The sequence below is a fragment of the Nocardia miyunensis NBRC 108239 genome (genome assembly GCF_001613065.1).
Lineage (GTDB): Bacteria > Actinomycetota > Actinomycetes > Mycobacteriales > Mycobacteriaceae > Nocardia > Nocardia miyunensis.
In genome coordinates, this window is record NZ_BDBQ01000064.1 from 67,178 (window position 1) to 80,000 (window position 12,823).

At 67.9% G+C, this 12,823-nt stretch carries 13 protein-coding genes; 8 read left to right on the forward strand and 5 right to left on the reverse strand.

The window, feature by feature from the left end:
• The first annotated feature begins 97 nt into the window (after nucleotides 1-97).
• From NM2_RS27815 to NM2_RS27835, 5 genes are all read left to right on the forward strand, one after another.
• Nucleotides 98-1,366, forward strand: a complete 1,269-nt coding sequence (locus NM2_RS27815) for a diguanylate cyclase domain-containing protein (protein ID WP_067674501.1) — start codon at nucleotides 98-100, stop codon at nucleotides 1,364-1,366.
• A 364-nt stretch (nucleotides 1,367-1,730) separates the two neighbouring features.
• Nucleotides 1,731-2,855 (forward strand): alpha/beta hydrolase, encoded by a 1,125-nt coding sequence (locus NM2_RS27820; protein WP_245718251.1) that lies wholly within the window; start codon nucleotides 1,731-1,733, stop codon nucleotides 2,853-2,855.
• Between the two features lie 31 nt (nucleotides 2,856-2,886).
• The gene (locus NM2_RS27825; RefSeq protein ID WP_067674543.1) at nucleotides 2,887-3,309 is read left to right on the forward strand and encodes a bleomycin resistance protein; all 423 of its coding nucleotides are present in this window, start codon (nucleotides 2,887-2,889) and stop codon (nucleotides 3,307-3,309) included.
• Between the two features lie 328 nt (nucleotides 3,310-3,637).
• A complete protein-coding gene (locus NM2_RS27830; RefSeq protein ID WP_067674544.1) occupies nucleotides 3,638-4,015 on the forward strand; it encodes a MerR family transcriptional regulator in 378 nt (125 codons plus the stop codon).
• Nucleotides 4,016-4,073: 58 nt separating this feature from the next.
• Nucleotides 4,074-4,961, forward strand: coding sequence for a TIGR03619 family F420-dependent LLM class oxidoreductase (locus NM2_RS27835; protein ID WP_067674503.1), 888 nt, complete (start codon nucleotides 4,074-4,076; stop codon nucleotides 4,959-4,961).
• A gap of 122 nt (nucleotides 4,962-5,083) precedes the next feature.
• Here the strand turns inward: NM2_RS27835 and NM2_RS27840 are convergent, their stop codons facing one another.
• Both NM2_RS27840 and NM2_RS27845 read right to left on the reverse strand, forming a co-directional pair.
• Nucleotides 5,084-5,974, reverse strand: a complete 891-nt coding sequence (locus NM2_RS27840) for an alpha/beta fold hydrolase (RefSeq protein WP_067674505.1) — start codon at nucleotides 5,972-5,974, stop codon at nucleotides 5,084-5,086.
• Between the two features lie 38 nt (nucleotides 5,975-6,012).
• Nucleotides 6,013-6,669: a TetR/AcrR family transcriptional regulator gene (locus NM2_RS27845; protein ID WP_245718252.1), complete on the reverse strand. Its 657-nt coding sequence runs from the start codon at nucleotides 6,667-6,669 to the stop codon at nucleotides 6,013-6,015.
• 116 nt (nucleotides 6,670-6,785) lie between these two features.
• Here NM2_RS27845 and NM2_RS27850 point away from each other — a divergent pair, with 116 nt between their 5' ends.
• Nucleotides 6,786-7,040, forward strand: a complete 255-nt coding sequence (locus NM2_RS27850) for a hypothetical protein (protein WP_067674509.1) — start codon at nucleotides 6,786-6,788, stop codon at nucleotides 7,038-7,040.
• A gap of 11 nt (nucleotides 7,041-7,051) precedes the next feature.
• Here NM2_RS27850 and NM2_RS27855 read toward each other — a convergent pair whose 3' ends face one another.
• Nucleotides 7,052-9,916, reverse strand: a complete 2,865-nt coding sequence (locus tag NM2_RS27855; RefSeq protein WP_067674511.1) for an FAD-binding and (Fe-S)-binding domain-containing protein — start codon at nucleotides 9,914-9,916, stop codon at nucleotides 7,052-7,054.
• Nucleotides 9,917-9,932: 16 nt separating this feature from the next.
• On the opposite strand from NM2_RS27855, the gene NM2_RS27860 reads away from it, so the two are divergent.
• Nucleotides 9,933-10,610, forward strand: coding sequence for a GntR family transcriptional regulator (locus NM2_RS27860; protein WP_218026008.1), 678 nt, complete (start codon nucleotides 9,933-9,935; stop codon nucleotides 10,608-10,610).
• A gap of 106 nt (nucleotides 10,611-10,716) precedes the next feature.
• Here the strand turns inward: NM2_RS27860 and infA are convergent, their stop codons facing one another.
• Entirely contained in the window at nucleotides 10,717-10,950 is a 234-nt protein-coding gene (gene infA / locus NM2_RS27865) for a translation initiation factor IF-1 (RefSeq protein WP_067674514.1), read from the reverse strand.
• Nucleotides 10,947-11,144: a hypothetical protein gene (locus NM2_RS49390; protein WP_157121348.1), complete on the reverse strand. Its 198-nt coding sequence runs from the start codon at nucleotides 11,142-11,144 to the stop codon at nucleotides 10,947-10,949. Before NM2_RS49390 ends, infA begins: the two co-directional genes overlap by 4 nt.
• Before the next feature lie 1,019 nt (nucleotides 11,145-12,163).
• Here NM2_RS49390 and NM2_RS27870 point away from each other — a divergent pair.
• Nucleotides 12,164-12,751 carry a hypothetical protein gene (locus NM2_RS27870; RefSeq protein WP_157121349.1) on the forward strand — a complete coding sequence of 196 codons (588 nt, stop codon included), beginning with the start codon at nucleotides 12,164-12,166 and terminating at the stop codon, nucleotides 12,749-12,751.
• Nucleotides 12,752-12,823 lie beyond the last annotated feature (72 nt).

Consider the following 12,823-nt stretch of genomic DNA (forward strand, 5'->3'; position numbering starts at 1 on the left):
TCTTGCCGCGAATCTTTCGTATGCTGAGTGTTAGCGGATGGGGAGTGTCGTCGGTGCTGGACCTGGATGATCCAGCGATGGAGGAAGGTCCTCGCGAATGGACGGTAGCGAGGTTGCCGACATGGCGCGGGACTGGTCGGCGGCCCTGGTCGATTGCGGTGGCGTGCCGACGTCTCTGCCGCGTGACCTGCACAGTTCGACGACGCGATGGATCGTCGAATTCGAAGCCGCCCTGTCGGCCGAGCAGTTCGACCCGTCGCCCGCGTACCGGATCGGGGGCGAGTTCGTCCGGTCGAACCTGACGGCGCCCACCATGATGACCCCGACCGCGACGGTTCTGGCCGGTTTGCTGGAGCGATCGCCGCGACCGGACCGGGCACAGCGGTTCGGCGCGCTCATGGGAGAACTGAGCCGCGGATACGTCACCGAGCTGTCGAATGTCCATGCCCGGAGCCGGGAGGTTGCCGACGAACGCTTCCGCGTGGTGTTCGAGAACGCGGCCGTGGCGATCGCGCTCTACGACAGCGACGGCATCACGCTCGAGGCCAACCCCACGACGGCACGGATGGTCGGGATGAAGCGGGAGGACCTGCCGGGGGTGTCCGGACTGGATCTGATGCACCCCGAAGACCGCGACAAACTCCGTCAGGTGGTCATCCACCTCTACGAGCGCAGACAGGGCACCGAGTACTTCGAAGGCCGCTTCCGCCGCCCCGACGGCAGCGTCTGCTGGGGGGCCTGGACGATGACGCTGGTGCGCGGCGCGGGCGGACATGGGCTACGGCTGCTCGCCGTCGGGGAGGACATCACCGAGCGGCGGGCGTTGCAGCAGAAACTGTGGTGGCAGGCGCGTCACGATTCGCTGACGGGTCTGCCGAATCGGCATTTCCTGGTCGAGCGGTTGGAGACGATCGTCGCCGCGGCCCACCCCGGCGACCACATCGGTCTGTGCTTCCTGGACCTCGACGAATTCAAGCTGATCAACGACCGCTACGGCCATCGCGCGGGAGACACCGTACTCACCGAGGTCGGCCGCAGGCTCGACGCGACGATGACCTCGCCGACGGCCACGCCCGCCCGCATCGGAGGGGACGAGTTCGTCGCGCTGCTCGCGCCGCCCTGCGACGACGCCACAGCTCACGCGGCCGCCGAAACCATGCTTGCGACGCTGCACGACCCGATTGCGATCGGTCCCGGCGAACTGCTGTCGATGTCGGCCAGCGTCGGGGCCGTGGTCACCCCGGTTGCCGGCGCGAATGCCGAAAAGCTGTTGGAGGACGCCGACGTCAGCATGTACCACGCCAAGGCCGCCGGTCGCGGCACCTGGGTCCTGCACCGCACCGACAACGGCTCCGCTGGACCGTGATCGGTTCTTCGGCCGGCTTGTTCGCCGGTGACCTGGGCACAGAGATGGCAGGCCATTCGGGTTGGGCCTGCCGTTCGCCTGTGGGTCCCTGACGCTGATCAGCCCTATCCACCTGACGCCCGACGGGCCGATGCTCCGATCGAGCCGGCAGGCGGGCCTGGCGGTATCGAAACCATGACCTGTGGTTTCGGCGGTTCGGCGGTTATCGGAACTCCCGCATGCTCGGCGGCGCCGTTCGTGTATCCGGTGAGATGGTGACCGCGGATTCACGTACGGCAAATAGGTATATCGGCCGATGCGCACCGGGCCTCCCCCCGTTGAAGATTGGCCGGTGTCTGTTGGTCGTGCTGATGAAGGGGCAACGGTGGGACGCGCACAACACGGAGAGCATGTATTCATCCAGTGCTGTTCGGGGTGTGCGCAGCGCTCGGCCGGTGTCCGGACCGGGTGCGAGTGTTCCGCCGAGGCGGACCTTCGGGCGGCAGCGTCGGCGCTGACCGTCCAGCGGGCGAACCGGGCCGGTATCGGCACCAGAATCGCCCATCCGCTGCTGCGCGGCACGGTCGGGTTCGGGTTGTCGACGTTGACGCGTGTCGCCGACCGCGGTCGGTTCGAGCACCTCCTGTGGCTCGCCGGCTTGCTCGATCTTCCAGCCGCGGCGCTGACTCCTCCCAAAGGCACCAAGCGCCGGATGGTGCGATTCGAGAAGTTCCGAGCGGAATGGCTGTGGCAGGAAGATCGTGATCCGCGGCAGCGGCAGGACTCGGCGCTGCTGTATTTCCACGGCGGCGGTTTCATCTGTGGCGGGTTGAACACCCACCGTCGAATGGTCGCCAAGATCGCACAGGCCAGCGGGATGCCGGCATTCAATGTCGATTATCGGCAGTTGCCCGAGGCGCATCCGGACGAAACGCTCGACGACGCGGTCGAATCATATCGATATCTCCTGGAGCAAGGCTTCCCGGCCGAGCGCATCATCGTGTCCGGTGACTCGGCAGGCGGCGGGCTCGCCTTCCGGCTCGCGCTCGCCACTCGTGAGCGGGGCCTGCCGATGCCCGGCGGCATCTCCGCGATCGCACCCTGGGCCGATCTGGATTCGACCGCGCGCGACACCCACCCGAATCGACATCGCGATTCGTATATCCCGGTCCAGACTCTGGCGTTGATCGCACGTCGCGGCTTCGCCGCCGACGGCGAACTCGACCCCGCGTGGTCGCCGGTCAACGGCGATTTCACCGGCCTGCCACCGGTGCTGATCCAAGTCGGCTCCACAGAATGCCTGCTACCCGACTCGCAACTGCTTGCCCAGCGGTGCGGCGAAGCCGAGGTACCGACGCTGCTACAGATCTGGGACCGCGCCTCCCACGTCCACCACGCCGGCGCGGATCTGCTGTCGGACGCCCGCGCGGCGATCGGTGAGCTCGGCCAGTTCCACCAGCAGGTGATAACCGGCCGGATTTCGACCACCGCACTTCCCGACGCCATCTGAACGTGTGGCGGACACGGACCGAGGTGATCGAATGTCCCGCCTGATCCCCGAACTCATCTGCTCGGATCTCCAAGCCAGCCTTGCTTTCTACCACGCGCTGGGTTTCCGGATCCGCTACGAGCGCCCGCAAGAACGATTCGCATACCTCGACCGAGCAGGCGCGGAACTCATGCTGGAACAGCCCCTGCACCGGGACCGTCTGTACCCTCGCGCGGAGATGGTCCACCCCTATGGACGTGGCATCAACCTGACCATCGGTGTCGATGATGCCGATCAACTCCACACGATTGTGCGGTCCCTCGGAATAGAGCTGTACCTCCCGCTGGAGGAACGCTGGTATCAACGCGCGACCGACACCATCGGCGTCCGTCAATTCGCAGTGCAAGATCCCGACGGATATCTGTTACGCATCTCCCAAGACCTCGGAACACGTCCTCGGCAGAACCACTCGTAGTTCACCCCCGGTGATCGTCGGTGACTGCACCGTACAGTCCCGCCGAGGGCGTGATTCGAAACGGCCTACCCGGCCACGTCCGAAGATCGACGCCCCCAGATGAACCCGGGCCGTTACAGTGCACTTCGCATGTGCGACAACACTGTTCATCGGCAGGACGGCATACCGGTACGGATGCGGACCAGGGGTCGGCTCGATGACAGCAGCGGTATTGCGGCGTCGACCGCGCTCCCTTGCCGATTGCACCGGTGCGATCGGTGAGTTCGGGGCTTGCCTTGACGTCGGTGGCAAGGTTTAGCGTTTGCGGCAGCAGTGGCGAGGAGAGTACATGCTGATCGGAGAGTTGGCCGCTCGCACCGGTATCAGTGCGCGCAGGTTGCGGTATTACGAGCAGTGCGGGCTCGTGCGGGCTCGGCGGTCGGCCAGCGGCTACCGGGTCTATGACGAGCACGAATTGGATGTCGTGCGCAAGATCGGGGCGCTGCTGGAGTTGGGGTTCGATCTGGCCGACAGCCGGCCGTTCGTCACCTGCCTGCGTGCCGGGCACCGATCCGGTGACGAATGCCCGGAGTCGGTGGAGTCCCTGCGGCGCAGGCTCAGCGAGGTCGACGAAGCGATCGACGGACTCGCCACCGTGCGCCGGCAGCTGAGCACACGGATCGATGCGGCGGCCGGTCCTCCTCCACAATGCGAATTCACCCGCTAGTTCTCGTTTCTCGCCGATCCGGTGCCCGGCCCGGCATCGGCTTCCCAAGGAGGCCCCTGTGCGTTTTGCGGTCAGTTACAACACGGCGTTCAACGGCGTGGATCCGGATCGGCTCGTGGCGTTCGCCCGGCACGCCGAGAGCTGCGGGTTCGAGGCGCTGTACGTTCAGGACCACATCGCGCTGTATCCCGGGGCCCGTTACGGCGGAAGCGAATTGCCCTCGACGTTGCCGTACCTGGACCCGCTCGACTGCCTGAGTTTCGTTGCCGCGGCCACACAACAGATCCTGCTCGGCACGGGTGTGCTGCTGCTTCCGTACCGGCATCCGGTCGTTCTGGCCAAACGCCTGGCCACGATCGACGTCCTGTCCCGCGGACGGATGCGCTTGCTCACCGTCGGCCTCGGCGCCCTGCCCCGCGAAGCCCACGCGATGGGCGTGGATTTCCGCAGCCGTGGCCGCCGCGCGGACGAGGCGATCGATGTGCTGCGCCTGCTGTGGGCGGGCGGCCCGGACGGCGTGAGCCACCGTGGCGAGTTCTTCGCCTTCGACGATCTCTGCAGTTACCCCAAACCCTATGCGGCGCAAGGGTTGCCGATCCATGTCGGCGGCTCCAGCGCGGCCGCGGCCCGGCGCGCCGGAGTTCGGGGCGACGGTTACTTCGCCGGGGGCATGCTGACCGAGCAGGAGCGCGAGCGGCAGCTGGAATTGGCCCATGCGGCCGCCGTCGACGCGGGACGCGATCCGGCCGCGGTCGAGTACACCCGCTGGGGTTCGGCCGACATGCCGCTCGAACGCGTCGAGCAACTCGCCGAAAGTGGGGTGGACCGCGTCGTGGTCGGCTTCGCCGGAGCCGATCCCGCACAGCAACACCACCAGATGTCGGAATTCGCCGAACGATTCGGCCTCTCCCCCGGGCGCGCCACCGTCGACGCCGAATATCACTGACCCACAGCGTGTTTCAGCTTCGGCCCAGTCGAAGCGATGACGGCTGAGCCGGGCTCGGCAGCGCTGCGGCGAGCCGTGCGAGTTGGTTTTCCAGGTTTCCGCGGGCTGTCGGGGATATCGGCTCAGGCAGCAGTGCGTTGTATCAGTTCGTGAATGAAAGTGGTTACGTCCGTTGGCTTTTCCTCGGCCATGAAGTGACCGGCATCGATCGGCTGGTAGGTGGCGGCCGGGGCCCACTGACGCCACAGGGCAGAGGCGTCGAATCCGAGTTGCGAGCCCCAGTCCTGGGAGAGCACACCCACGGGCATGGCCAACTGCGCGCCCGCCTTTCGGTCGGCGCGGTCCATCTCGAGATCGATACCGGCCGTGGCCCGGTAGTCGGCGACGATGGAGGGCACCGCGCGTGCGGAACTGTCGATGTAGTGCCGCCGCACGTGTGGCGGGAAGGTGGTTCCGCTGGGGTCCCAGGCGTCCAGGAACGAGCTGAAGAAATCCTCGGCGACTGCCTCGATCATCCTCTCGGGCAAGCCTTTCGGCTGCGCCATCAGGTACAGGTGCCAGGCTACCGCGGCATCGACGCCGTGCAGCACGTCCCAGGTGTCCATGGTCGGCAGGACATCTAAGATCCCCAGATGCGTGATCTTGTCCGTGTGATCGAGCGCTGCCCGGACCCCGACCAGCGCTCCTCTGTCATGCCCGACCAGGCTGAATCGTTCGTATCCGATTTCGCGCACGATGGCGACGATGTCGTGCGCCATGGTCCGCTTCGAGTAGGTGTCCGGGGAGGTCTCTTCGGGTTTGTCGCTCGCGCCGTAGCCGCGCAGGTCGGGCACGATGACCAGGTACCGCCCAGCGAGCGCGCGAGCAACGTGCCGCCACATGAGGTGCGTTTGCGGGAAGCCGTGCAACAGGACGATGGGATTGTCCGCACCGCCGATGGCGACATTCAGGCGGACGTCGCCTGTCCCGGGAAGCTGTCGATACTCGAAGCCGTCGATCATCGTGCCCGTCATGCGCACACCTTTCGTGAATCGGTTGGGAAATAGGCGAGTCAGGAGAAAATGGCCCGCAGCGGCGGCGCGGGACGCACGCTTGCTCGAAGTGCGGGAATCAGGATGGCGTCGACCAGATGCCCCAGATATTCGGGCCCTGCGGGAAGCCCGTTCAGTCTGCGCAGCAGCAGCACCGACCCGGTGATTTCCTCGTAGGGGAACGGTTGCGCGCCCTCGGGCAGCTCACCCCGGGCGATGGCCGCGGATAGCACCGCAGCAGGTAGTTTCGCCCCCGTCGGCCCGGTCGTCTCTTCGATATGACGGCACAGTTCCGGATCTTCCAGGCCCGCTTGCAGCAACATCAAACTCATCGGCGCGTCCGCCGCGCGCATGGTGGTGTCGAGACGCTCGCACAGGGCGATCAGATCTCCGCGCAGGGAACCCGTGTCCACCGCGTCGGCCGAGTTGCCGGACGCGGGACCGGCCTTGATCGCGGCGACGACCATGTCGCGCTTGGTCTCCCAGCGCCGGTACAACGTCGCCTTCGACGCCCGGGCACGCCGCGCGACCGCCTCGAACGTCAACGCGTCGAAACCGACCTCGCCCAGCAGTTCCAACACGCACTCCAGAATCTCGACCTCGCGCACTCGATCACGAGGACGTCCGGCACGCACTTCGGCGTCCGGCTCCGCGGAACCCCCATTACGAAACGACACGTTCCGTACCGTATCAGACCGCGATCTCGGCATCCAGCAGAGTCGCCTCGGCACCCGTCGGCATCCCGGGAGCCGCTCGGCGAAAAGCACTGGACACCAGGCAGTATCGTCGGCTCATGGACCACGGAACGCAGGTCGTGCCTCTGACCGCCGCCGACGCCGGTGAAATCCTGATACCGCTACGCGCCGCGGAAACCGCTGTGCCCCACACGGTTACGCAACTGCGGCTGTTCACCGGCGAGAAGAGCAGCGCCAACCTGCGCGTGTATCACCGGTTCGGATACACCGAAGGCGCACGCACCCCGTCGGCGGCTATCACCTGGTCCATCTGGCGAAACCCGTACGCACGGCACCCGCGAAAGGTGCTGTAGGACAAGACCAGTCAGGCCCGTGACATCGACAGCAGCTCCGCCAGATGAACGGCGCGGCGATCACGGAGGTCCGCCACCTGGGTCCGGCACGAGAAGCCGTCGGCCAGGACGACGGCCTCGGGCGCGGCGTCCAGCGCCGGGAGCAACTGCTGTTCGGCGACCCGCACCGACACCTCGTAGTGACCGATCTCGACGCCGAAGTTACCGGCCAGCCCGCAGCAGCCGGACAGCGTCGTGACGGTCGCACCCGTGCGGGCCAGCAGCGCCCGGTCCGCACCCCATCCGAGGATCGCGTGGTGGTGGCAGTGCGGCTGGGCTACCACGGTGGTGCCGGTGAGGTCGGGCGGCGTCCAGGCGCCCGAATCGGCCGCCTCGGCCAGCAATTCGGCCACCGTGCGGGTCGCGCCGGCCACCAGCCGCGCGTCGTCCTCGAGCGGCGTGCCGGCGAAGAGTTCCACCGCGTCCGAGCGCAGGACAGCGGTGCAGGACGGCTCGATGCCGACCACCGGGACACCGGCACGGACCGCGGCGGCCAGCTGGGTGACCGCGCGACCGAGGATCCGCCGGGCCGCGTCGAGCTGTCCGGTGGTGATCCAGGTCAAACCGCAGCAGAGCCGGTGGCCGGGCAGCCGGGGCTGGTAGCCGGCCTCGCGCAGCACGCGCACGGTCGCCTGCGCCACCTCCGGCGAGAACGCATCGGAGAAACTGTCCACGAACAGGATGACCGGGGTACGAGTTGTGTCGGCGTCGGGAGCATGTCGCGCCCACCACCGGCGAAACGAAGTGGTCGCGAACGCCGGCACCGAACGTCGCCGGTCGACGCCCGCCAGGAACAGCGCCGCGGCGCCCACCCCCGGCAACCTGGTGGCGCTGTTCGCTACTCGCGCGAGTCCTGGCAGCCTCCCGACCAATCGGCTCCAACGCGGCAGCTGACCGAGCGAATAGTGCGAGCGCGGCCGCAGACGCCGCCGGAAGCGCTGATACAGCGCCTCGGACTTGTAGGTGGCCATATCAATGCCGGTCGGGCAGTCCGACGCGCAACCCTTGCAGGACAAGCACAAGTCCAGCGACTCCGCGACGGCCTCCGAGCGCCAGTCGAGCGCACCGCGGACGACGTCCTGCAACACGCGAGCGCGGCCCCGGGTCGAGTCCTTCTCCTCGCGAGTGGCGAGATAGGACGGGCACATCACGCCGCCCGCGACCGAGTTGTCGGCACGGCACTTGCCCACACCCGTGCAACGGTGCACCGCCTGCGCGAGATCGCCCCCATCGTGTTCGTAGGCGAAGGCCAAACTCTTGCGGTAGGCGGCGACGCCCGCGGGTCGGATGTCGGCGTCGAACGGGTCCGGGTCGACCAGCACACCCTGGTTGAGCAGGTTCGTGGGGTCGAAGGCGTGCTTCACCTCACCGAAGAACGCGATCGCGTCGGCCGAGTAGGTACGCGCGAGCAGCTCGCCGCGGGCCCTGCCGTCACCGTGCTCGCCGGAGATCGAACCGCCGTATTCGCTGACGAGATCGGCTGCGGCCAAAAGGAATTCGCGCATCAACCGCGTCCCCTCCGGCCGGTCGAACGGGAAGTCCAGACGCACGTGCATACAACCGTCGCCGAAGTGGCCGTAGGGCGCCGACGTCATGCCGAAACTCTCCACCAGCTCATCGAAGCGGGCCAGGTATGAACCGAGACGGGCGGGCGGAACCGCCGCGTCCTCGAACCCCGACCAGCCGGGGCGGCCCGAGGGCGCCCGGCCGGCGAGCCCGGCCCCGTCCTCACGGATGCGCCACAGCCGCGCCTGAGCACCGGCGTCCTCGATGATCCGCGCCTCGACGCCGAGATCGGCGTCGACCAGCGCCCGCGCACGGTCGAACACATCGGCGCGGTCGTCGCCCGCGATCTCGACGAGCAACCACGCGCGACCACGCGGCATCGGCGGGATCGCCGCGTCACCGCGGCGGCTGCGCAGCACCTCGACCAGTCGCTCGTCCATGCCCTCGCACGCCGTGGGCCGGAAGGCGACGACCGTCGGCGCCGCTTCGCCCGCGGCGACGATGTCGGCGAAACCGAGGGCCACCACCACCCGGTGCTTCGGATCTTCGACCAACCGCACGGTCGCCTCGGTGAGCACGCCGAGAGTGCCCTCCGAACCGATGAGCAACTGGCCCAGGTCGAACCGCTCGGGCAGGAGGTGCTGGACCGCGTAGCCGCTGAGCTGCCGACCGAAGAGGTCGAATTCGGTGCGGGCGGAGGCGAGATGCCGGCCTGCGGCACTGCGTAATTCCGCCAGGAGCCGGTCCGGCGCTTCGGCCGTGGGCCTCCCGAGGTCGTCGTACCCGGTGCGCACGATCTCGCCGCCGGCCAGCAGGTGGGTCATGGCGACGACGTTGTCGCAGGTGCGGCCATAGCCGAGCGCGCGATTGCCGCAGGCGTTGTTGCCGATCATCCCGCCGATCGTGCAGCGCGGATGACTCGACGGGTCGGGGCCGAACCGGACGCCGCGCGGCAGGGCCACCTTCTGCAGGTCGGCGTGCACCGTTCCGGGCTCGACGAGCGCCGTGCGGGTCGCCGGGTCGAGGTCGATCACCCGGTTGAGGTAGCGGCTGAAGTCGAGGACCAGGCCGCGCCCGATCGCGTTGCCCGCGATCGAGGTGCCACCGCCGCGAGAGGTGAGCGGCACGCCGAGCTCTTTCGCCGCGCCGAGCGCCGCCGCGACCTCGTCGACGTCCCGGGGCCGGACGACGGCCAGCGGCGGGATCCGGTACAGCGACGCGTCGGTCGCGTACATCGCCCTGGTGCCGTCGTCGTCGCGGAACTCGAGGCCCGCGCGGCGCAGTGTCGAAGCGACGTCGGCCTTCTCGGAAGTGTGGTGAACGACGGCCATGAGTAACATGTTACTCGTGTCCGCTAGTCCGTCCCTCACCGATCGTGTCGTGACCGCGGTGCGCGACGGCATCCGCGACAAACGTTTCGTGCCGGAGGAGACGTACTCGGTCTATCAACTCGCCGAACTCCTCGGCGTCTCACGCAGTCCGGTCCGCGAGGCGATGCTCAAGCTCGCGGAGGCCGGACTCGTGCGGATCGCGCGCAACCGCGGCTTTCGCGTCGTGCTGCCCGACCCGCGCGACGTCGCCGAGATCTTCGCCGTCCGGCTCGCGCTGGAACCGGCCGCGGCCCGCCGCGCCGCCGAGCGGGCCGTCGATCTCGCGACGCCCTTCGCCGCCCTCGACGAGGCCATCGAAGCCGGTGATCACGAGGCCTTCTGGGTGGCCGATCGAGCGTGGCACGACGCCGTGCTGCGCGGGTCCGGCAACGGCAGAGCCGCCGACATCGTCGCCTCGTTGCGAGCGACGACCGCGCTGCTCGGCCCGCCGACCAGGCGCTCGCTCGCGGACATCCGCGACGAGCACCAGCCGATCGTCGCCGCCGCTCTCGCCGGCGACCCGGACGCCGCGCAGACGGCCATGCGCGATCACCTGACCCACACCGGCCGCCTGCTCGTCGCCCAGGCGGCCGGGGTCCCGCCCGACGACGCGCTCGTCGACCAGGTGTGGCAGGAAGTCGTCGGCTCCGGTTGATCGGGCGAAGTCGCCACCGTGTCGCTCGGATGTCCAGTGAGGCTGACCTATCGATACCGCCATCATCGGGTTGAACGACAGCTCGATTCGGGGTGCCCCGATTCGGCTATGTCCGGTAGCGGAAGAGGATTCGGCCGCGGGTGAGATCGTAGGGGCTCAGTTCCACGAGCACCCGATCCTGCGGCAGGATCTTGATGTAGTTCTTCCGAATTTTCCCGCTGATGTGTGCCAAAACCCTGTGCCCGTTCGCTAGTTCGACGGTGAAGGTGGCGTTGCGGAGGCACTCGATGACGGTGCCCTCTATCTCGATACCCTTTCCGTTCTTCGTCGCGGAAGTCATCGCAGCACCAGTTCCAGGTTGCTGCTTGCGCGTTCGGCGCCGAGGCCCTCGAACAGTGCGTTGGATTCGTCGGTTTCGGTTGACGCCGTTTCGATTCCGCGCTGATGCAGTGCGCTGAGCGCATGCGCCGGCAGCGCCCGCGTGATCAGCACGGTGTGCCGGCCGGTTCCGGAAGTTGAATGCTCAGATTTCATTGGTCGTCGCCTTTCGGGATTGCCTTGTCTCTCAGGCGCTCCCGGCGACATCTACATCGTTCGCCCAACCGTGACGACAAGAGGGAGCCCCCACATCGATACAGCGTGCATGGGTCTCACCTCCTCGCGTCGTGTCACGGTCTCGAGGACAGTATCAGCTCGAATTCCTCTCCAGCCACCCATTTTTTCGCGGAGGTGCGGAGTTCGGCGTTGGTGTCGGCCGAGCCGGTGCGCGAGGGGGCCCGGCTCGCCGCAGCGGGCGCGGATCTCGGTTCCCGGCCACGCACCCGAACGCCAGGCAGATGAGGCCGCGGCTGCAACAATTCCGGCGAATTCTCAGCCGATACGGCGATCGCCGCCGAGGATCGGTGGCACGGAATTCGGTTCGCATATGATCTGTAACCGCCCGTAGCGCGAAACACGCCGACCAGCAGTTCGCACAATTATTCGTATCCCCTCCTGCCGCGGCCTAAGCTGTGCCCCCAGTACGTGCGCCAAACATCGAAGGTCGGGAACGAGAAGAGAAGCAGGAAGACATCGCGCCCAGGAGGTATGGAATGTCGGAATCTGATCTTCGGCGTGTATCGGGTCTGATGCTGGCTGCGAGCATGGTGCCGCTCGCGGTCGTCCTCGGAGCCGGACAAGCCGGCGCATCACCTGCGGAACCCGGGCGGATACCCGCCCAGGGACCTGCCGCTCCGCCGACGACGGTATTCCCGACACCGCAATTCGACATGGGCCAACCGCCGATCCCGTTGCCGAGCGCCCTGGTATCACTCGGGCAATCGCTGGCCAGGATCGTGCCACCGGTCACGGTGCCCGAGCCCCACTCAGCGCCCCGGATCACGCTGCCGAAAACCACGCCCGCTGTCATGCCGGCGGCAATCACACAGCCGAACACGACGCCCGAAGTCGCGTCCCCGAACATCACATCCGGGGGTGTGCGCCCGAATACCGTGCCCGCTTCCACGGTGCCGGACTTCACGCCTCATGTCGCGGCGCCGAAAACGGTCCCCTCGATGGCATTGCCGAATATCGCGGCCGCGCTGGCGAATATCGTTCCCCCGCCACCGATTGTCGCTCGCCCGATCCCATTGCCGAATATCGCGGCCGCGCTCGCGCCGTCGGCGGACGGCGCGTGGTACCAGGGTCGGCCCACCCACATTCCGCTCGTCACCAGCCTGCCCTCGACCGCTGCCGGAATACCCGACCCGACGACACAACCCGTTCAGGCATTCTGCACATATATCCCAGCCGATCCCGTCCGATGCAGCGCGACGGTCGTGGACGCGGGCGTCGGCGCCGCGATCGGGGCGGGCATCGCCGCCGGGCTGAGCATCCCGCTGGCGATACCGGCCGCCGCGGTCGGCGCGGTCGCCGGATTCGTCGCCGGTATTCCGTTCCTGCCCACCGGCCTGGTCGTCGGCCCGCTGCTGGGCGCGGCGGTCGGCGCGGCGGTCGTCGCCGGACCCGCGGCCGTGCTCGGTGGAGCGATCGGTGCATCGATCGGGACGATCGTTGGCATCACCGCACCCCTACCCGCGAAGGTCCCGCTCACCACCGCCGCGTTCACGCGGAACCGCGCACTCGCGCCGACGCCCCGCTGATCCGACGCACGGCGGCACGGGCGTCGGACCGGCGGATGCACAGGCGGCGGGGATCGGGTGGTACCGGGCCCC